Here is a 20,327-nt window from a genome sequence, read left to right as displayed (position 1 = left end):
AGTTGTTTTCCGTTTGAACACACAAGCAGCGAAGGGTTCTTCATGATCAAGCATCCATGCCTGCCGGTGGGAGCGTTTCACTATTGCTTGCCGTTCTTCTTCCTCACAGTCCTGCTTCTTTCACTGCTTTTTCCCTGCTCTGCCCTCCAAAGCGCATGGGCCTCCAATCAGACCACGCTCGCCAACCTTATTCATAAAGCGGCCGACAACTGGCAGCAGCGCGACTTCGACGAGATGCTACCTTTCATCAATATCGAAGGCGGCAAGGACACTGAGGAATTCCTGCGCCTGCTCGACAGCTCGATCAACTCCATCAACACCTTCAACGGCGTCCCCGCCACGCAGCAGGCCCGCGACAAATTCCGCGCGAGCATCCTGGAGGAACTCGACGCCAGGCGCTTCGCCCAGGTGGACGACATCCTGCGCGAGGCCGCAACCAAATTTCCAAACCTGGAAGCTGCCGTGCGCACGGGCTCGTCGGGACTTCGCCATCTGGGCAAGGACGCGGGAGGGGGTTATCGCCCGCTTCTCTCCGACGACGACATCACCTTCGTCGGCGAAGGCGCGCAGGAGGCCAAGACATGGTTCAACCAGCAAGTGAGGAATAGGGGCCTTGGCGGGGTGAAGGTCAAGGGCTTCACCTTGAACGATCCGGGCAAGTTTTCCCGGCAGGACAAGGCAATCCTCGACCTGCTCGATCCCGAAAAGTTCGTGGGCCAGTCGGCCATGAGCGGCATACGCGGCGAAACCATGAAGAAGGGCGCCGTGGTTCTGGCCAAGGGACCTGACGGAAAGCTCACTTTCACGCGGGTCTCCCTGGCTGACCACCTCTCAAGCCTCAAGTCCACGAAGTCCGCCTTGGACTCATTCATCGACAATGCCGCCCGAAAGTACGGCCCCCTTACCATGACCGCAAGCGTTGAGCGCCAGATCGTGGACGCCCACAAGGGCTGGGACAACCTGACCGGCTCGGAGAAGGTCAAGTACATGCTGCGCTCGCGCAAGAAGCTCAACGAGAGCCGGGGCGTGGCGTCGGACGCTTCCGTGAGCAGGCTGGAGGAGATGGCCTCGCGCTTCTCCAGATTCCCTCCCCCTGAGATGACCCCGGACGAGGCTACCTTCCTGCTCAAGCTTCGCCGGGACAACATCGTGGAGGGGTTCAAGGCGGCCAACAACCGGCTTTTCCTCCAGTCCCTCAATGCCCGCCAGGCGGGCGGCAACCTGGCCGCCAACCCGCAGGTGCGCGAAGCCATCGACGAGCTGGCCACCGGCTTCGCCATGCTCAAGGACCTTGGCGGCAAGCCCGAGTTCAAGGGCATGGTGGATGTTGATGAAATGATCGAGGAGCTCATCAAAAACGCCGACGGCAACCCCGAGCTCAAAAAGATGCTCTACACCGCCAGCAAGCAGGCCGACGACATGCTCGCGGTGCTCAGGCAATGGGCCGGAATGGAGGACGAGTTCGCGGCCATGCTGGCCCGGCTTCCCGCCATGACTCCCGCGCAGCGCGCCAAGGCCCTGGCGGACCGCAAGGCCATGCTTTCGGGCGCGGGCGGCCAAACGCGCAAGAACGAGCTGGCCCTGGTGGACGAGATGTCCAAGGCGGCCGCCACCAAGGAGGGCGACGCCCTGGTTGTGGCCATGATCAAGAGCCCGGCGGGCAAGAAGGTGCTCGTGGCCCTGGCCATGAGCGGCGGAGCGGTGGCCTTCTCCAAGATGAACGAGCGCTGGAAGGACGGCGGCTGGTACAACGACCTCTCCTCGGCCGCCTCCACCCTGCCCGATTTCCTTCCCGGCGCCATGAGTTTCGAGCGCATGAAGCAGGACGGCTATATTTCTCCCGGCTTGGCCTACCAGTTCGTCAAGGAGTCCATGTACTTGACAGTTTTGTGGCCCGCCGCCTTGTCGGCGGACCTGGCCGAGATGACCTACGACGCCACCCGCGCGGTCACGCTTTCCAATTACAAGGACGGACTGGTGGACATCCTCGAAACCCACGGGGTGTTCGAGGACGGGCGGTTTACGGCTTTAAAGCTTCCCGGCGGCGAGACCGTCCCCCGCGACAGGCTCGCGGCCTTCCTCAAGGAAGACCGGACGGTCAGGCTCGCCAACACCAACAGACCCGATCTCTTCTACACGGCCAACCTCTCCGAGAAGGCCTCCGAGGTCTACGCCCGCCACTACGTTGAGAACGACCCGGTTCTAAACGACCTGAAGAAGGCGCTCATCCAGCAGATCGGGCGCATCAATGTGGGCGAGGCCATGGGCCAGATCACGGACCAGCAGTGGCTGGAGGCCGCCAAATCGGGCTTCAGGCTGCTTTTCGCCATTGAAGGCGTCTGCACCAAGCTGCCCAAGCAGTGGTGCGAGCTGGTCACGATATACCAGAACAAGATCAAGGATCGCGCCGACGACATCTTCCCCAACGTGATGGTCCCCCACCTCATCTCCCTGGCCGAGGACGCGCACAAGGCGCTCACGGGCTCGGACGAGGCGGTCAAGCAGATCATGAAAATCCAGCGCGAGCTTGAGAGCCTGCGGGGCTCCCCGCTCGGCGTGGACCTGGCCCAGGAGGCCGCCCAACGTGCGGCCAAGGCTGGCGATCTCCGGGCAACGTCCATCTCCGGGGACACCTCCACCAAAAGGGACAAGGCCCTGGCCGAGGGCGGGTACCTCCAGGCGGCGCTCAAGGCTTACGAGACCATCCTCAAAGAGGCCAGCGACACCCTCAACGACATCGTGGAACGCACGGGCTACAAGGAGGCGAAAGTCCTGGCCTTCCCGTTCTCGGGGAACTTCTTCCAGGACGCGGCCAAGGCCCGGCAATCCCGGCGCGGCTTCATGGCCGCCACCAACGCCATCGTGCAGGACGTGGGCAAGATAAAGGGCTCGGCCCCGGATGTGCTGGACGAGACCGACCTGAAGGCCCTTGGCATCCTGGCCGAGGTCGCCTACCGCAACCGCGCGGCGCTGGATGCGGCCAACTCCGCCAAGGTGGACACCCCGAAGGACTCTGCCGCCACGCCCATCCCGGACCTTTTGCCCCCCATGGCCGGGAAGGATTCCCCCTACCACGCATGGTACAAGGACGCCCTGGAGAAGGTGAAGGCCCTCTACGCCAAGGCCGTGGACTTGAAGAAGCTGGTGGCCAAGGGAGTTATGCTTGTTCCGCCTGGCAAAGAGATGATCGAGCGTGTACCTGGCGTGTTCGAGGCCCGGATCACCGACCCAGCCCTGCGGACCATGTTCAATGAAGGCAAGGTGATCGTGGAGTGGGCATCGGACCAGTATGGTGCCGCCTTCTCCGATAAACGATCGCTCAAGACCTCCTTTACCCCCGACGAGCCGGGACAGGCCACGGTGCAGGCAACCTTCAGCCTCAAGGCCGAACCGGCAGCGGAGGCCTCGGTCCATACCAAGGTGACGGTGCGCCCCGCGGAAAAACCCTCCGTTTCGCTTACGTTGCACCCGAGTACGCCCCAAGCAGGGGGCACGGTGACGGCTTCAGCTTCGCCCGACTCCACGTCGGCGCGACGGCCGCTTGGCTACGAATGGTCGTGCGAAAATTGCCAGATCGTGGACCGGCGCGGCTCCCAGGCGATGATCCGGGCTCCGGAACAGGGCGGCGCGGAGGTTTCGGTGCGCATGAAGCGCGATGACGGCAAGGAACTGGCCCAGGCCTCGGCCCGCTTCACGGTGGCCGCCCCGCCCGATGACAAGAAGGACCCCCCGAAACCCAAGACGGACAAGGACGCTCAGGACGACAAAGACGCCAAAGGCAGCAAGGAAGGCAAGGGCGATAAAACGTCAGGGCCGGATCAGCCCGGCGCGGACGGCAAAACTCCCCTGGACAAGACGCCCGGTCCCGTCTTCCCGCCGGTCCCGCCTGTGACGCCGCCCCCGGCCGTTGTTCCGCCCTCTACCGTGACGCCTCAAGGCCAAACGGGCGCGCAACCAACCAAGCCGGGGGACCAGGGGCAGCCCCCGAAGACAGGCCAGCCGGGCGCGGACGTCCAAAAGCCTTCCACCGGGGCGGACTCGGGACAGAAACCACTCGTTCCAGAAGACCCCCAGCGGCCCAAGGATAAAGAAGCAAAGGATCCGGCCATTGATTTAAGCGACATGGTGGATTCGCTGTCCTCCAAGAGCGGGGTAGAGTCGTGGCGGGAGGCCCTGAGCCTTCGGGCCGAGATGAAGAAAAAACTGGCCGTTCCCTCGCTTGCGGCCAAGGAGAAGCGCGCCTACGAGGAACGGCTTCAATATGCCGAAGGCATGCTCAAGCATTATTGGAACAACGCCAGGTCCAACTTCGACGGCCTGCCCGAGCACCTCGCCAGATGGCGCGACGAGGCCGGGAGGGCGTACGACGACGTGCTCAAGAATCAGCCGAAGGCATCCGGACCGGCTGCCCCGAGGAAGCCGTCCAGTCAATTCGAGCCTTCCGATGAGGGAATGAAGCCGGTACCTCTGGAACAGGCTGCCCCCTCGAAGGCATTTGAACGAAGACAGGGCCCGGTCACAAAGGTCAATCCCGCTGGAGATGAACGCAAAGGCTACCACTCCAGCACCGTGACCAACCTGGAAGGCGAAACTCCCGACTCGGTGCCAGACGTCTTCGACAAGGCCTGTTTCGAGAGGGTCAAGCGCGCCAGAGACGAGTACGTGGGACGCCTCGACCAGAGGGCGCGGGAAGCCAAGGCCATTTGGGATATTCTCTCCGGCAGGGGTGATCCGGATGCGGGATACGAGGCGGCCATGACCAGGGCCGACCAGTTCTGGATGAACGCGGGGGGAGTCCCCCCCTTCGACTGGAAGACCAAGCCTGTCCAGGTCTACGTGGAGACCTGCGGCGGTCCTTCCCGCAAGGTGGACATCGCGCCGCCCAAGCAATCCGCGCCACCCGCGCTCAAGGTCGAACTCAGGATCGACGGGAAACAGTCCGCGCCCGGAAAACCCGTCACGGTCGTCGCGATGGCTTTGGGCGGCAAGCCTCCTTACACATACGTCTTCAAGGGAGCGGAAACCTCCAGGGAGAACTCGGCCACATACGCCATTCCCGAAGGAAAGAAGCATGTGGTCGCCAGGGTGCAGGCGTTCGATTCGGCAGGCCAGACGGCCTACGGGGACTTAAGCCTTGCCGGGGAGGCAGTCACGCTCAAGCTGGGCAAGACGGCTCCCGCCGGGAACGCCCTTGCCGCCGGGGCCGAAGCGCGCTTCGAAGCCCAATTGATGAGCGAAGGCAAGCCCGCCGACGCATCCGCATTCGTCATCCGCTGGGAGCCCTCCACCGAGGCGCGCTTCGCCAGGAACGAAGGGCAGGGCCTTCTTACCAACACCGCCACGTTCACAAGGCCCGGCAAGGTCAAGGTCTGGGCCGTGGCGCTCAGGAAGGATGGCGCGGCGCTGACGACCGTGGCCGAATCCAACCAGATCGAGCTGGAGGTCGCGGGGACGTCCATAACCCTGACCGCCTCCCCGGCCGAGCCTTTGGTCGGCCAAGAGGTCACGGTTACAGCCGTGGAGAACCCTAAAGTCCTGGACGCCGACGCAGCCTACTGGTGGGACGACTCCCAGGGCGGCGCGGGAACCGGCCCAACGGCCAACCAGCGGCAGTGGAAGTTCACCGTGAAGGAGGCCAAGCCGGTCACGGTCAACGCCATGCTCAAGGGCAAGAAGGGCGGCGAGGATCTGGCCAGGGCCTCGCTGACCGTAACCCCCAAGAGTTATCAGGTCACGGCCGTGAGCCTCGGCCACACCTGGGGCGGCGAGACCACGCGGCCAGTGGTCTGGAAGCCGGGCGTGGGCCTCGTCGCCCTGGACAAGGAGATCGCCGCCCACATGGACGTGGGCCTTCGCGCCGACGTCTCGCCCGCCCCGCCGCAGGGGCAGGCGCTCCGCTACAAGTGGACGGTCAACGAGGGCTCCACCCTGTCCGGCAATCCGGCCTCGCGGGAGACTCGGGCGCAGCGGTCGTCCAAGGGAACCATCGAGGCCAAGGTGGAGGTCCGCGACGGCAACAACGCGCTTCTGGGCACGGGCTCGGTCAGTGTGCCCGTCACCGTGTCCGACGAGGACATCAAGCAGGGCAAGGCCAAGGCCCAGGAGTTGGAGAAGCTCAAACAAGAGGCCGCAGCCGCCTGGAACGCCGGGGATATCGACCTGGCCTGCGGCAAGGCCAAAGCAGCCGCACAGATCGACCCCAAATTCCCGGATGTCAAAACCTACTGCGACGGCCGTGAGCACCTCCTGACCCTGGCTAAGCAAGGCGAAGACGAACTGGGGCAGGACGCCCCGGACCGCGCCCAGACCAAGCTCGACGAGGCCAAGCGCATCAACGCTAAGGCCAAGGTCCTGGCCGCGCTCGAGGAGAAGATCAAGAAGGCCAAGGAAACCAAATCTAAGGCCGAGGATCTTCTGGCCCAGGCCGCCAGAAAATGGACGGAGGGCGACGCCGAAGGCGCGGAGCGCTTGGCATCCGAGGCGCTCGCCCTAGCCCCAAAGATGGATCGGGCCAAGTCCGAGAAACAACGCTACGCCGAGGGGCTGTCCAAACTCAAGGCCAGCCTGGAACAGGCCAAGTCGCTTCAGTCCAAGGGCGAAATCGATCCGGCCCTGACCGCCGTCACGAACGGCAAGGGCGTGAACGCCGCCTATAAGCCTCTGCTCGACCTTGAGAAGGAGCTCATGGAGCTCAAGAAGAAGAAACAGGAACTGGCCAAGCTTTTGGTGAAGTCCAAAAAACACTGGGATGACGGCGAGGTGGACGAGGCCTGCCAAACGGCACAGGAAGCGGTGAAGTTCGATCCGGCAAGCTCCGAGGCGAAAGCAGCTTCAGGCCTGCACTGCCAGGGCCGCGACGCAATAGCCCAGGCTGTGAAGCAAGGCGAAGCCGAGCTGACGGCGGACCATGTGGATAAGGCCCAAACACAGTTGGAGGCAGGGCGCAAGATAAACGCCAAGGCCAAATCCCTGGCCGTGCTCGAGGAGAAGATCAAGCAGGCAAAGGACAAACTCGGCCAGGTGGAAAAACTTCTCACAAGAGCCGCCAGGGAGTGGTCCGACGGGGAGGCAGACAAGGCTGCCGCGACGGTTGAAGAAGCCCTCAAGGTCGATCCGAAACATGACAAGGCCCAGGAGGAAAAGAAATCCTACTCAGGAAGGCTCGATAAACTCCATTTCGCCGTGGGCGAGGCCAAGAACGCGCTGAACGCCAAGGACACGGCCAAGGGCATGGCAGCCGTGGCTGATGGGAAGGCGATCAGCTCCCGCTACAAACCGCTTCTCGCTGTGGAAGCCGAGCTTGAGAAGCTCACACGCGAGAGCGCCCAGAACGAAGCTGAGCGCAAGCGCCGCACCGACCTCATTGTTTCTGGAGCGGGAGAATGCACCAAGGAAAACTGGCAGGCCTGCAAGGAGAAGCTGACGTCTGCCTTGAACGGCTCAGAGAAGGTTTTCGGTCCCCAGGACGCCGAGATGGTAGGCAAGGCCAATGCACTGCTGGCCAAAGCCGAGCAGGGCTTGGCTGCCAAGAAGCAGACTGAGGCCAAGGACAACGCCGAGCGGTCAAAGCGGCTGGAGCTGATCGCCTCTGCGGCGCAGTTGTGCAACCAGCAGCACTGGTTCGCCTGCAAGAGCAAGCTTGACGAGGCGCTGCTCAACGCTGACGCCGTCCTCGGCAAGAGCGATCCCGAGGTGCTGAACAAGGCTAAGGCGCTCCACGCCAAGGCAATGCAGTCGCTCGAAACCGGGCTCAAGGAGAACACGCGCAAACAGCGCCTGGATGACATCGTGGCCGCTTCAGCGGATTGCGGTAAGGAAAACTGGGAGAGTTGCCGGGACAGGCTCGGTTCAGCGCTGCAGGGCGCGGAGAAGGACTTCGGGCCGCAAGACGCCGAATTGTTAAAGAAGGCCAAGGATCTTAAGGCCAAGGCCGAACAGAAGGTCATGGAGAAAAACAAGACTGCGCAGCTTGCCGTTGACTCCGGCAAACCCTCCGGAGGCAAGCCCCCTGAATCGGCACGAGAGGACACGAAAAAGCAGTGCGACAAGCTTTTTGAACAGGCAAAAAGCATGGGCGACAGGGGTGAATCTCAAGCGGCCGTTCGCGCCTACAAGGAGCTTTTGTCCATCTGTCCGGACAATTGCGGCGCCATGAACAACATCGGCGTGCAAATGAGAAAGCAGGGTGATGCCCAGGCGGCGCTTTCCTGGTATGAGTCGGCCAGGAAGTGCAATCCAGACAAGGAACTCTACAAAAACAACGTGGAGTCGGCCAAGGCGGCCATAGCGAGCGAAAAAGCCAGCACCGCGAGCCCGGCACAAACGACCGCCCCCACCTCATCCCCGCCAGCGTCTTCTCCCGCTTCGACGCAACCCTCAGGAGGATCGGCGCGGTTCGACGGGACCTACGCGGGCCGTTTCACGGGCGAGGCCCAGGGGAACGTCAACATGGTCATCTCCGGCGGAGTTGTGTCCGGAACGGTTGGGACAACGGACTTCACCCTCCAACTCAGGGGGAGCGTAGATGCCAGCGGCAAGATAACCGCCCAGGTTAGTGGTGCCTACAAATTTGGAAACTCATCCTATCCCGTGAACGGAACGGTGTCGGGCTCTTTGGAAGGTGCTCAGGCCAAAGGAAACTGGTTTGCCAAGGGCTGGGTTGAGCAGCCCGGTACCTGGAGCGCCACGCGTCAGGGGGGGGCAGCCTCATCGGTTGGCGGGGGAGGCAAGCTCACGTCCCATAACGGGATATTCAAGGGAGAATGCGTTGTTCCCCAAAGCGGCGGGACGGGTGTTGTCCCATTCACCCTTTCCGTGAACAACGGCAAATGCTTGTTCGAGGCCACAACGAATAAGGGCAACTTCCGGTCGGAAGGCTCCGTGGCTGAATCAGGGGAGTTCTCCGTGACCGTGAAGGGGAAAGATAGAGTAGATAAGGATAGAACATGGAGTATGACTTTTCGAGGAGTGATCCGGGGTTCTACCGCGAGCGGGTCTTCAGATTTGGTTACCCATGACAGCTCACGTATCGAGAATCACTGTAAATTCCAACTTACAAGAGTTCAATAACGAGGCGGGATGTCGTCAGACAAGCAGATAAATGGGGTGACGAATATGACAAGAATACTGATCATGGTCGGCGTGCTTGCTTTAGTTTTACGAATCCAGTTGACCTTTGCCCAGGATGCCGCAAGCAAGGACGCCATGGATGCTTTGGACAAAGCGCTTGGGCAGCCTGTGCCCGCTGTTGATCAACAGTCCCCCCTTTCGACCCAGCAAAAAAAGTATTCAGAAAAAAGCAAGCAGGAAGGATCTATTTCCTCACAGGAATACATAGAGAAAGGCAAGTCAAGTCTCACAAATAAACAGTATGCACAGGCAGTGGATTATTTCACAAAAGCACTTGAGAATAATCCTGAGGCCGTCAGTGCATATTACTTGCGAGGGAATGCCTACATTTTACTTTGGATGTACGACTTAGCGAAGACGGATCTAAGTTCCGCCATTGCAGTACGCAGCAACACAGCTTCCTCATACAGATTGCGGGCTTCCACGAAAAGAATGCTTGGTGATTTGGAAGGAGCGCTCGAAGACCTGGACAAGGCAGTTTCATTGGACCACGCCAGTGAGAAAGCGTTTGTCAGTAGGTGCTATACGCTTGCAAAAATTGGAAAGATAGATCAGGCGATAATGGATTGCGATAGAGCGATCGAGATTAATCCAAATTCTGCAGAAGCATACTCCAGCCGGGGATTGGTCTGGACGAAAATCGGTGACAAGCAGAAGGCCATGTCTGATTTGAATAGAGCCATAGACTTAGGGAAAAACAGTTCGGCTGAATATATGCGACGAGGCAGAGCGTACCAACTGTTGGGTGACATTGATGCTGCAATCAGTGACTACACAAAAGCGATTGAAGGTGATACCGAGCAGGCTCTTGCATACTATTATAGAGCGCTCGCCCTAAGGGACAAGGGCGAGAAGGACAAGGCTTCTGCTGACGAAGCGAAGGCAAAGGCGATCTACTCTGGGATAGAGAATGCGGTTTTCAAGTAGGCGTCACCTGACTCTTGTGACGGGGCTGGTATGTGATGGCATTGTTCAGGTATAAGCAATTCGTCATCAAAATGTGAATTTTTGGAGGTGACATGTACAGAGTCATTTGCGTGTTCACATTTGTGTTTCTAGTATGCGTCTCAGTTCATGCAGCAGATACGCAAAACATCGAGGCTATCCTCAAGGGCTACAAACCCCTGAGAATGGGTATATTTCTTGTCACCACTGACAAGGGTCCATTTTCAATAGAATTGAATTTCGAGGACGGCGAAGACAAATTCGAGGCCATTATGAACGGCAACAAGGGGAAGAAGGTATTGCTAGTCTACGAAAAGGCTTCCGTTCCAAAGACCTTAGGCCACATCACAGAAATCCATTACCCCGGGACGGTCTTCAAGTCCGATGCTCTCTCGCGGGCGTCCATTGGCAAATGATGAAACGTCAACGCATGCGAGGAGTATCCATGTTCCGTTTCGCTGTCACAGCCCTGCTGGCCGTAAGCCTGCTCGCCTTTGGGAGCGCCCACGCCCAGGACGACTCCGCGCAGAAGGCTCTCGATGCACTGGACAAGGCATTGGACAAGGCCGCCCAACCCGCACCGAAGACCCCAGCGGCTCAATCGCTTCCGGCCGGGAAGCAGGCGCAACCACGTCAACAGGATAAATCAAGCGCGGCATCTCCCGGCACTAAGGGCAAGCGCGAACTCAGGATGGAGTCAGGGCATATCGACCGGGCCATCCAAAAGCCAGGCAACGCTTCTGCCTTCCGCGACTATGGCGCAAAACTGGACTACTTTTCTTTCTTCGAATCCGGGAAAACCTACCCTCCACGGGAGGAACGTCTTTATCAGAACAGTTTCGTTCTGAACTCCACGCGCTTCGTCAACTGGCAAATCGGCTTCAATTTCCAGTATACCTTCGATGCGCCTTATTCCTTCAAGCTCAGGGCGGTCTGGACCTTCCCAAGCGGAAAAACGGAAGAGCAAGAGCGAGAATTCAATATCAAGCCCAACAAGGAGAACCTGAGTCTAGCCTGGGGCAAGGGATACGAGGAGCCGGGCAAATTGCAAAAGGGCAATTACAAGGTGGATATTTACATCGAGGGTGAACTTGTCGCGGCAGGTCAGTTTATTATCTTTTAACTCTGGACCACTGCAATGATAAGTCCTCACAGCCACAGGATTCGGGACGGGTTTCGAACCGGGTATCTGATCACACCCAAGGTTACATGATGATCACATATTTGCCATTCACCTCTTCCGGCTTTAAGCACAGGTTCATCTCTGCCGGGATCAATTTTGACCTTCTGACCACAACATCGGCCACACAGTGACCACATACTCGCGTAATCTGACCACAGAGTGACCACAGCGACCTCAGAAACAATGAGGTCTTTGTTAAACCCGGCGGGATGTACCTGGAGGAAGATTCAAGTTGGAGCCACAGCCGGGAACTACCGTGGCTACTGGGTTCTCATCTTCGGGTGTATCTGAGATGGCCAAAATTGCGGGGGGAGATTCAGAGGCTTCAGAGCGCATGACAGCGGCTCTGCTCACCTCCCATAAAAAGGGGGTAGGGGGTGGCCGGGGAGGGGCTCCAGGTTCCATTCTCAGGGTGAAGGTTCCAGCACAGCGTCCGGATGCTGAGAAGGCCATGCAAGTGAATAAGCCGGACCCCTCTCGGAATCCGGCTTCCCGAAGCTCAATGCGTACTTTGTCTCGTCTCGCCCCTGGCCCTTACGTCAAGGCCCGGCGGTGCTTTTGTAGCTCTGGCATCGTGCTCCCGCTGGTACTTCCCAGGGTCCAGAAGGTCGCGTACTCGCCTCTCTCCCGGTTGCCAGCCCAGATGAAGTTCACGCCGTAGCGCACCTGGAAGGCCATAATCGACTGGAAGGCAGAGTGAGGGGTGAGCTTACTGCGATAACACCCTTTCGCTACGTCCTCCATGCTGGCCTCCACGATGATCGAGAAGTAGTCCAGCTTCCTGGCCCTCTCCAGTTCACGCTCGAAGCGGTCCCGGTCAGTGGTCAGGCAGCTGATCAGGTCGTCCAGAGATTTCCGCTCCAGGGCTTTCTTCATTTGAGTCGGGAGCGGGATGTAGCCGTTGATCCAGGAGTTGAGGGTGCTCACGGGCGTGGATAGTGCCTTGCTCACCTGGAGCATGGGGACCTTGTTGCGCTTTCTCCAGGTCTTAAAATCATGGCAGAACTGGTTTTCGTACATAGTATCTATCTCTTCCGGTTGGTGGTTTTGTCCTTTCGGACGTCGATGAAAGAGATGATATCGGTGGCGGTGGCGCAGTACAGACACGCGATGCCACAAATTCACGTCCCGAACGATTTGAAAATAAAAATGGCCCCAGACCGAAGTCCAGGGCCATGAAGGGGCGGGTTAGCGGGTGAAGATCAGCCGTTAGCCTCCTGGAAGAGAGAGGTAACCTTCGCGCCAGTTTTCAGCGAATCGAGGTAGTCCGCCCAGGCCTGCATCATTTTGCGGCGCTCCGGGAGATGCTCGGCATGGTTATAGGTGGAACGGATCTTGTCCTTGTCGGTATGGGCAAGCTGCCGTTCAATCGCGTCCTTATGGAAGCCCTTCTCGTTCAACAAAGTGCTTGCCATGTGGCGAAGACCATGAATGCAGATGTTGTCTACTTCGCCCTTGTAGCCCAACTTCCCAAGTGCCTTGTTGAGGGTGTTCTCGCACATGCACTTCGACTTATCCCTAGCCCCGGGAACAGGTACTGGTAGGAGCCGGTCAAAGGGAGCAGTTCGTTCAGGATGCCAACGGCCTGCGTGGAGAGGGGAACCAGATGTGGTATCTTGGTGATTTTCCGGTTCCTGTCGCCTTTCATCTTCTCTGCGGGGATGCGCCAGACAGGGCCATCGGGGTTATCCAGTTCGAACTCTGACCATTCGGCAGATCGGATGTTGAAAGGGCGGACGAAAACGAGAGGGGCCAACTTGAGGGCGCACATCGTCTCGAACTGGCCCGAGTATCCGTCGATGGCTCTCAGGAGCGGACCAACCTTCTTGGGGTCCAGGATGGTAGGGAAGTGGTTCTTGACTCTCGGTGGGAACAACCGCTTCCTTGGAGGAATGGGGTTCGCGTCGGCTAAGTTGTTGTCGACCGAATAGTCGTAGATTTGGCTGCAAACTCCACGCACCCTGCTGGCAACTTCGTGCGTTCCACGCTCATAAATGCGCCTCAAGTTGGTGCGCCACTCGTCAGCCTGAATTGACTTGATGGGCTTGCTACCCAGCCAGGGGAAAATGTTCTTCTCAAGGCGGGAGATGACGGTCTTGGCATGGCCTTCGCTCTAGCCCATGGAAATTGAGGTTTCCGAGTAATACTGCCGGGCAACACGCTCGAAGGTCATCTCATCTTCGACCATTTTCCCCTTGAGAGCCTTCCGGGTAACGCTGGGGTCGATGCCTTGGGCGAGGAGAAGGCGAGCTTCATCACGACGCTCTCTGGCCATCTTTAGAGGAACGTCGGGGTAAACCCCCATCGACAGGAGCTTGTCCTTGCCCTTCATGCTGTAGCGGAACCGCCACCACTTAGAGCCGTTCGGGTTCACCAGAAGGAAAAGCCCACGCTCGTCATGGAGCTTGAAAGGCTTCGGTCCCGGTTTGGCATTCTTAACGGCGACATCGGTCAGGGACATCCGGATAACCTCTCGATCAAGATATAGCGGGGAATCCCATAGTTATCCGGTTGGGTTGGCCAGATAAACCTGAGTTATCCGGTGAGTTATCCGGTGAAATAGAGGCTGTCAGCGGTCGTTGGTGGACGAGCGAGGACAAACGACACAGCAATTTGTCAATGATTTCGTGGCAATTAGGACTTATGAGGATGTTGGCGGAAGAGTAGATGGCGGAGAGGGTGGGATTCGAACCCACGTGCAGGCTATTAACCCGCAACCCGATTTCGAGTCGGGCCCGTTACGGCCACTTCGGTACCTCTCCGCGCCATGAAGGAAGCGGACATTAGAGAAATCGGGCCTTGTTGGCAAGCCTCTTATGGGCCGCTTTGGGCGGCTTTTTCCTTGCGGCGCGCCGAGAAAAACCGTGAAAGCGTCGCTCCGCATTCGCCAGCCAGAATTCCCTCCAGAACGGGAAACCGGTGGTTCAGAAAAGGCAGGTTCGGGCCGTCCAGGTTTGAGACCACGGCCCCGGCCTTGGGGTCGCGCGCCCCGAAAACCAGGCCGCCAATGCGCGCATGTACCATGGCTCCCAGGCACATGATGCACGGCTCAAGCGTGACGGCCAGGATCGCCCCGCCAAGCCGGTAGTTGCCGAGCTCCTGCCCGGCCTGGCGCAAAGCCAGTATTTCGGCGTGGGCCGTGGGGTCGTTGGTCGCGATGGGGCCGTTGCAGGCCTCGGCCAGCACCTTGCCCGAGGCGGCGTCTATCACCACTGCCCCGATTGGGGCCTCGCCGCTTTTCCCGGCCCGCCAGGCCTGCTTGAGCGCCCGCGTCATGACCAGGCGCCAGGATTTCCATCCGTGCGGCGGCTGTGTGAAGATTGCGGCTGGCGTTTGGAGAATGTTCACTGATGGCCTCGCAGGGAGAGGGCGCAGGGATTGCCGCCGCCCGATTGAGGTCGAAAAGGAGGCCGGGGGATGCCTCCGGCGGCCAAAGGGACACGTCCCTTTGGAATCCCTTTTGGCTTCGCGTCAGGGGCGAAGATTTGGGTAAGGCGGGGAGCCGGGCTCCCCGCCGGATACTCTAAGCGTTTTCCTTGAGATAACGAATACCGTTTTCCAGAATGGATATGCCCAGACGGGGCTTTTCGCCGCGGGTCCAGCCGGGATGGTTGGTCGGGTCGTTGAAAGCCTCTGGGTGCGGCATAAGCCCCAGGATGCGCCCGGACGGGTCTGTGAGTCCGGCGATGGCCATGGGCGATCCGTTGGGGTTGCCGGGGTACTCCATGGTCGGGCGCCCCGTGGCCGGATCGGCGTATTGCAGCGCGATCAGGTTCTCGGTGACAATGCGGGAGAGGGTGGCGTTGTCCAAAGGAATGACCATGCCTTCGCCGTGGCGCACGGGCAGGTCGAGCAGGTCGATATCCTTGGTGAACACGCAGGGGCTCGTTTTGTTCACGCGCACCGTGACCCAGCGGTCTTCGAACCGTCCAGAATCGTTGTTGGAAAGAGTGACCTGGCGCTCGAAGTACTTCTTGTCCAGGGCGGGCAGGAGCCCAAGCTTCACCAGAAGCTGGAAGCCGTTGCAGATGCCTAGGATGATGCCGCCGTCTTCAAAAAAAGTTTTCAGTTGGCCAAGCAAGGTTTCACCCTTGGCCGACTTGGCGTATTTCCAGCGGATGGCGCCGGCTTGCCCGGCACCCAGGTCGTCGCCGTCGAGAAATCCGCCGGGGAAAATAATGAAATTATACCCGGGCAGGCGGACCCGTCCGGCGGTAATATCGGAAAAATAGACGATGTCGGTCTGGTCGGAACCGGCCAGATTGGCGGCATGAGCGGACTCCGTCTCGCAGTTCGTGCCGTAGCCGGTAATGACCAGTGTCTTAACTTGGGCCATGAACAATGCTCCAGGGGTTTCTTGAAAAAATCGGACCGGTCGCTTAGACGTATCCGCAGACATTACGTGCCCCCGCGTGAGGCGTCAACCGGGCGGGGGTTTTACACTTTTGACAGCCCCAAGGAGGCTAGGGCTTATGAAGACCAAGTTCATATTCGTTACCGGAGGCGTGTTGTCCTCCCTTGGCAAAGGATTGGCCGCCGCCTCCATTGGCGCGCTTCTGCAGGCTCGCGGGCTTCGGGTGACCATCCAGAAGCTCGACCCCTATATCAACGTGGACCCGGGCACCATGAACCCCTTCCAGCACGGAGAGGTCTACGTCACCAACGACGGCGCCGAAACCGACCTGGATCTGGGCCACTACGAGCGCTACCTGGGCGTGGCCATGTCCCAGAACAACAACTTCACTTCCGGGCGCATCTACAACACCGTGATCCAGAAGGAGCGCCGGGGCGACTACCTGGGCGGAACCGTCCAGGTGATCCCGCACATCACCGATGAGATCAAACGCTCCATCCTGGGCGTGGCCAAGGACGAGGACGTGGCCATCATCGAGATCGGCGGCACCGTGGGCGACATCGAGGGCCAGCCCTTCCTGGAGGCCATTCGCCAACTGCGCTCGGACCTTGGCAAGGAAAACGTTCTCTACATCCACCTGACGCTCATCCCCTACATCCGGGTTGCCGGTGAATTAAAGACCAAGCCCACTCAGCACAGCGTCAAGGAACTGCGCTCCATCGGTATCCAGCCCGACATCATCATCTGCCGCTCGGAAATCGACCTGGACCAGTCGCTCAAGTCCAAGATCGCGCTCTTCTGCAACGTGGACCCGGACGCCGTATTCACTGCCGTAGACGTGAAAAACATCTACGAGCTCCCGCTCAAGCTCTACGCCGAGGGCGTGGACCAGAAGATTGCAATCCTCTTGCGCCTGCCTGCCAAAAACGCAGAACTGGACGCCTGGCAGGATCTCACGCACAAGCTGGCCAACCCGGAAAGCAAAGTGTCCATCGGCATCGTGGGCAAATACGTGGACTTGAAGGAGGCCTACAAGAGCCTGCACGAAGCCTTGGTGCACGGGGGCGTGGGAAGCGACGTGAGCCTCAACCTAGTCTACGTCAATTCGGAGGAAGTCACTGCGGCGAATGTGCAAGAACGCCTCGGGGCGCTGGACGGCATCCTGGTGCCCGGGGGCTTCGGTACGCGCGGAGTGGAAGGCAAGATCGTTGCCATCCGCTACGCCCGCGAGAACAAGGTGCCGTTTTTCGGCATCTGCCTGGGCATGCAGCTGGCCTGCATCGAATTCGCGCGCAACGTCCTTGGGCTGCCTGAAGCCAACTCCGAGGAATTCAACAGATTAAGCCCGGACCCGATCATCTATCTGATGCGCGAATGGTACGACTTCCGCACCAAGAAGATCGAGAAGCGCGACGCTGATTCCGAAATGGGCGGAACCATGCGCCTGGGGGCCTATCCCTGTGTGCTCAAGCCCGACACCAAGGCCATGGAGGCCTATAAAGCCCCCCAGATCGAGGAACGCCACCGCCACCGCTACGAGTTCAACAAGGCCTACTACGCCCGCATGGAAGAGAAGGGCATGGTCTTCTCCGGGCTTTCGCCGGACGAATCCCTGGTGGAAATCGTCGAGCTGCCGGAGCATCCCTGGTTTTTGGGGTGCCAGTTCCACCCCGAGTTCAAATCCAGCCCCATGCGCCCGCATCCGCTCTTCACCGAGTTTGTGCGTGCGGCCAAGAAGGCCCGCAAGACTTCATGAGGCGGCTTGCCCGGCCCGGCGTTTCGCGCCGGGCCCTCGCCCTGGCCAAGTCCGTAAAGCTTCTGGTGCTCGATGTGGACGGCGTGCTCACGGACAACGCCGTCCTGCACGATGGCGAGGGGCACGGGCTTAAGCGTTTCGGCATCCAGGACGGCATGGGCTTGAAGCTCTGCCAGCTTGCAGGGATTGAAGTGGCCATTATTAGCGGCCTGGACAACGTCCAGGCCAGGCAACGCCTGCAGGAACTCGGCATCCGGGAATTCCACGGCGGGCATCTCAAAAAGCTCCCGGTCCTGGAACAGCTTCTTGCCGAAAAGAACCTGTCCTTTTGCCAGGTGGCCTACATGGGCGACGACTGGCTCGACGCGCAGATCATGTCCCGCATCGGCTTGCCCATGGCACCGGCCGACGCCCAGCCAGAGATTCTGCGCCTGGCCGCCTGGGTGTCCCGCTTCCCGGGCGGAGGCGGTGCGGTTCGGGACGCTGTGCGATTTCTTCTGATGGGACAGGGGAAGTCTGGGGGGCTGTTTTCGAAATGGAAAGGATAGATTTGAAAGGTGAAGAGCACGACTCGTTACTCACGCGAGTCGCGCTATGGTTTGTTCTTAGCGTCTCTTTCTTTCTTCGATTCTATGCACTTGAAGTCCCATCTATGTGGTGGGATGAGATACTTGTACCGCTTATTGCCTCTAAACCTGTGGAGTACATTCTGCAACGGGCACGGACGGAAGATTTTCATCCACCATATTTCTATCTGGCCATAAAAGCAGTTCAACAATTCGGGATATCCGATTTTGCCCTTCGCCTGCCATCGGCACTCTGTGGAACGATCTCTGTCTATGCTATCTACAAATTGATTCGGATAGCTGGGAATGGGGCTGCCGCGTTGCTAGCGGCAGCGTTTGTGTCAGGTATGCCCCTCCACCTGCTCATGTCCAGGCAAGTGAGGCCTTATGCGATCATATTCCTTTTGAGTTGCATGACGCTTGCTGCCGGAGTAAAATACCTGAGGGATTATTCCGATAAAAATTTCCGTGTAATGGTCATATGGAATGCACTTCTCGGACTCTGGCACTACTCTACTTTCTTATTTACTTTTTCTAATTACGTGTTTATTTTTTTTGCATGCATTCGTAAGAGTAATAATCGCACAAAGTTTATTGTCAATCTATGCATAGGTGCATCGCTTGCTATTATTCCTGCTTTGTTATTCTATCATACGCCTTTAAGCCAGGTGTCAACATCGACTTTTTCTGACGCTATAATTCAAACATTCTATAAACTATACGAAGGATTATGGGATAATAAGGCGCCAGTCTTTTTAGTTACTGCATTCGTCCTGTGTGTCTTGGGGGCGAGCAGGGTTCTCCAGGACAACTCAGTACAGTTTTTATATTTTTTATTTATTCTGATGACTCCAGTAATGATTCTTGGAGCTATGCGTTATGGAAGTTACTTTAATGCATGGCATTTATTCGCAGTCACGCCAGTTTCAGTGTTGCTTTTGTCCTATGGCTTGTCAACTTTATTGCGCGATAGGTACGCTGCATGTGCTAGTATTGCGTTGTGCGGACTTTTTTTTATATTTAACTTTTACGTTCGTTACGAACGGTTCTATGAAGAGTCTAGTCATAGTGGTCAGTATAAGCAGTGGGCTAAAGCCGTCCCATCTGTTTTAGATGGTCGTGCCATGTGGGTATACCAGGATGGATACGATGCAGATTGTACTGCTTGGTATTCAAATCAATTTTCTGGACGTGCGTTAACGAAGCATTGGCCAGACCTGTTGGGTGATCCCCTTCTTCGGGCTTGTTTTCTTCGATTCAACGACAGTGCATTCTCTAGTGGTGATGGGGATTTTGTTGGATATTTCGATAGGGTTACAGCTGTAACACAGTTCGGATCTGCAAAGTTGTATTATCTAGAGTTGGACCGTGTTCCAAGGCAGGTGGTCACGACCCTTCCATATTCTCTCGCATTGCGTGCTCGACCTGATGAACTTCTCAAGAACGCCTCATGGTTTTCTAATATTACATTTGACCCTTATTTCGGCTGTTCTGTTATTCCAAATTCAACAGAAAAACCTGGCGTCTTAGAGTATCATTTTTCTAATACTGCTAATTCCATTTCGCCGAATTTTATCGCTGTGGACATGCACGTTGAGTCTACCAACCGTAAGAACTCAGTGAAAATTCTTTACCGTTTTGACTCCGATGACTGGACTGTTGGCTGTGTGTTAGATAATCTTGAGCCGTCTCAGACTCGAAGACTCATCATCGCAAAGAATTCAAATTTCCAAGATTTTCATGTTCGAGTTGAATTGATTGCAGACCATTCCGCTCCTACAATGACTGGAAATGCAACAGGTACATTACGTCTTAGGGGTTTAAATTTCTATTGCAATTCTGTAGACAAGGAGTCATTTGTTTCGCATTCATTGCGATTGAATGAAGCTGGAATTGAAGGTGTAGAGAGAGATGGAGTTGGAACATGGAGGTGGGCAGAGGGTCCAGAGACTCGTGTCCTTTTTTATACGCAGATGTCACAGCAAATAGTGTTGGATCTTTCTTTGAACAATCCATTTCCTGATCAAAGAGTTTGGATAGAGTTCAATGGGGAAATGGTCAAAGATATATCGAATATGAGTGCTCATCCTTGGCTGCAGGAATGGACCAATATCTACCTCCCGTTGCAGTCTCGTGTGGGCAATAATGAGCTAGTAATTCATTACGCAAAATGGAATGGAAAGGGAGGGCCTGAAGGGCAAATTGTCTTGAACGAACTGGATAAGCGCCCTTTGTCCTTGGCCTTTGGACGGTTCCTCCTCAATTATAGCAAGCCTCCTGTAGATGGCCACCTATTGTACTGACCCGTGTAATAAAGCTTGCGCGACCTTGGAATTTGATGCATAAAAACACCGTTTTGAGACGCCTTCGGCATTTTTCTTGCTAGTCGCCCAA

General features: G+C 57.8%; 10 protein-coding genes, 1 tRNA gene and 1 pseudogene. 7 read left to right on the top strand and 5 right to left on the bottom strand.

The features are described 5' to 3' along the window. The first annotated feature begins 42 nt into the window (after positions 1 to 42). The 4 genes from HY795_17710 to HY795_17695 all read left to right on the top strand — a co-directional run bounded on the left by HY795_17710 (position 43) and on the right by HY795_17695 (position 11,197). Positions 43 to 9,069, top strand: a complete 9,027-nt coding sequence (locus tag HY795_17710; GenBank protein MBI4807054.1) for a hypothetical protein — start codon at positions 43 to 45, stop codon at positions 9,067 to 9,069. 9 nt (positions 9,070 to 9,078) lie between these two features. After that, positions 9,079 to 10,056 carry a tetratricopeptide repeat protein gene (locus HY795_17705; protein MBI4807053.1) on the top strand — a complete coding sequence of 326 codons (978 nt, stop codon included), beginning with the start codon at positions 9,079 to 9,081 and terminating at the stop codon, positions 10,054 to 10,056. A gap of 92 nt (positions 10,057 to 10,148) precedes the next feature. Next, positions 10,149 to 10,490, top strand: a complete 342-nt coding sequence (locus tag HY795_17700; GenBank protein MBI4807052.1) for a hypothetical protein — start codon at positions 10,149 to 10,151, stop codon at positions 10,488 to 10,490. A gap of 29 nt (positions 10,491 to 10,519) precedes the next feature. After that, positions 10,520 to 11,197, top strand: a complete 678-nt coding sequence (locus HY795_17695; GenBank protein MBI4807051.1) for a hypothetical protein — start codon at positions 10,520 to 10,522, stop codon at positions 11,195 to 11,197. A 594-nt stretch (positions 11,198 to 11,791) separates the two neighbouring features. Here HY795_17695 and HY795_17690 read toward each other — a convergent pair. The 5 genes and pseudogenes from HY795_17690 to HY795_17670 all read right to left on the bottom strand — a co-directional run bounded on the left by HY795_17690 (position 11,792) and on the right by HY795_17670 (position 15,593). Continuing rightward, complete coding sequence (locus tag HY795_17690) at positions 11,792 to 12,277, bottom strand: ERCC4 domain-containing protein (protein ID MBI4807050.1); 486 nt, start codon at positions 12,275 to 12,277, stop codon at positions 11,792 to 11,794. Positions 12,278 to 12,459: 182 nt separating this feature from the next. Continuing rightward, positions 12,460 to 13,718: pseudogene (locus HY795_17685) on the bottom strand (integrase arm-type DNA-binding domain-containing protein). Positions 13,719 to 13,925: 207 nt separating this feature from the next. After that, positions 13,926 to 14,019 (bottom strand) — tRNA-Ser (locus tag HY795_17680). A 52-nt stretch (positions 14,020 to 14,071) separates the two neighbouring features. Then, complete coding sequence (locus HY795_17675; GenBank protein ID MBI4807049.1) at positions 14,072 to 14,533, bottom strand: tRNA-specific adenosine deaminase; 462 nt, start codon at positions 14,531 to 14,533, stop codon at positions 14,072 to 14,074. A gap of 247 nt (positions 14,534 to 14,780) precedes the next feature. Continuing rightward, positions 14,781 to 15,593: a phosphoribosylformylglycinamidine synthase subunit PurQ gene (locus HY795_17670; protein ID MBI4807048.1), complete on the bottom strand. Its 813-nt coding sequence runs from the start codon at positions 15,591 to 15,593 to the stop codon at positions 14,781 to 14,783. A 136-nt stretch (positions 15,594 to 15,729) separates the two neighbouring features. Here HY795_17670 and HY795_17665 point away from each other — a divergent pair, with 136 nt between their 5' ends. Genes HY795_17665 through HY795_17655 form a run of 3 tightly spaced genes read left to right on the top strand, consistent with a single transcriptional unit; the run spans position 15,730 to position 20,236 of the window. Next, the gene (locus tag HY795_17665) at positions 15,730 to 17,367 is read left to right on the top strand and encodes a CTP synthase (protein MBI4807047.1); all 1,638 of its coding nucleotides are present in this window, start codon (positions 15,730 to 15,732) and stop codon (positions 17,365 to 17,367) included. Next, positions 17,364 to 17,915 carry an HAD-IIIA family hydrolase gene (locus HY795_17660; GenBank protein ID MBI4807046.1) on the top strand — a complete coding sequence of 184 codons (552 nt, stop codon included), beginning with the start codon at positions 17,364 to 17,366 and terminating at the stop codon, positions 17,913 to 17,915. The genes HY795_17665 and HY795_17660 overlap by 4 nt, the downstream gene beginning before the upstream one ends. Further along, positions 17,903 to 20,236: a glycosyltransferase family 39 protein gene (locus HY795_17655; GenBank protein ID MBI4807045.1), complete on the top strand. Its 2,334-nt coding sequence runs from the start codon at positions 17,903 to 17,905 to the stop codon at positions 20,234 to 20,236. Before HY795_17660 ends, HY795_17655 begins: the two co-directional genes overlap by 13 nt. The last annotated feature ends 91 nt before the right edge of the window (positions 20,237 to 20,327 follow it).

Source organism: Desulfovibrio sp., assembly GCA_016208105.1.
In the GTDB taxonomy this organism is placed as follows: domain Bacteria; phylum Desulfobacterota; class Desulfovibrionia; order Desulfovibrionales; family Desulfovibrionaceae; genus Fundidesulfovibrio.
This window is presented reverse-complemented; position numbering and strand designations above follow the sequence as displayed.

What these genes read in the sequence shown, in the direction of transcription:
- HY795_17700 (MBI4807052.1), top strand. Translation starts at nt 10,149, where the DNA reads ATGTACAGAGTCATTTGCGTGTTCACATTTGTGTTTCTAGTATGCGTC.
- HY795_17670 (MBI4807048.1), bottom strand. Translation starts at nt 15,593, where the DNA reads ATGGCCCAAGTTAAGACACTGGTCATTACCGGCTACGGCACGAACTGC.
- HY795_17710 (MBI4807054.1), top strand. Translation starts at nt 43, where the DNA reads ATGATCAAGCATCCATGCCTGCCGGTGGGAGCGTTTCACTATTGCTTG.
- HY795_17660 (MBI4807046.1), top strand. Translation starts at nt 17,364, where the DNA reads ATGAGGCGGCTTGCCCGGCCCGGCGTTTCGCGCCGGGCCCTCGCCCTG.
- HY795_17675 (MBI4807049.1), bottom strand. Translation starts at nt 14,533, where the DNA reads ATGACGCGGGCGCTCAAGCAGGCCTGGCGGGCCGGGAAAAGCGGCGAG.
- HY795_17655 (MBI4807045.1), top strand. Translation starts at nt 17,903, where the DNA reads ATGGAAAGGATAGATTTGAAAGGTGAAGAGCACGACTCGTTACTCACG.
- HY795_17665 (MBI4807047.1), top strand. Translation starts at nt 15,730, where the DNA reads ATGAAGACCAAGTTCATATTCGTTACCGGAGGCGTGTTGTCCTCCCTT.
- HY795_17690 (MBI4807050.1), bottom strand. Translation starts at nt 12,277, where the DNA reads ATGTACGAAAACCAGTTCTGCCATGATTTTAAGACCTGGAGAAAGCGC.
- HY795_17705 (MBI4807053.1), top strand. Translation starts at nt 9,079, where the DNA reads ATGTCGTCAGACAAGCAGATAAATGGGGTGACGAATATGACAAGAATA.
- HY795_17695 (MBI4807051.1), top strand. Translation starts at nt 10,520, where the DNA reads ATGTTCCGTTTCGCTGTCACAGCCCTGCTGGCCGTAAGCCTGCTCGCC.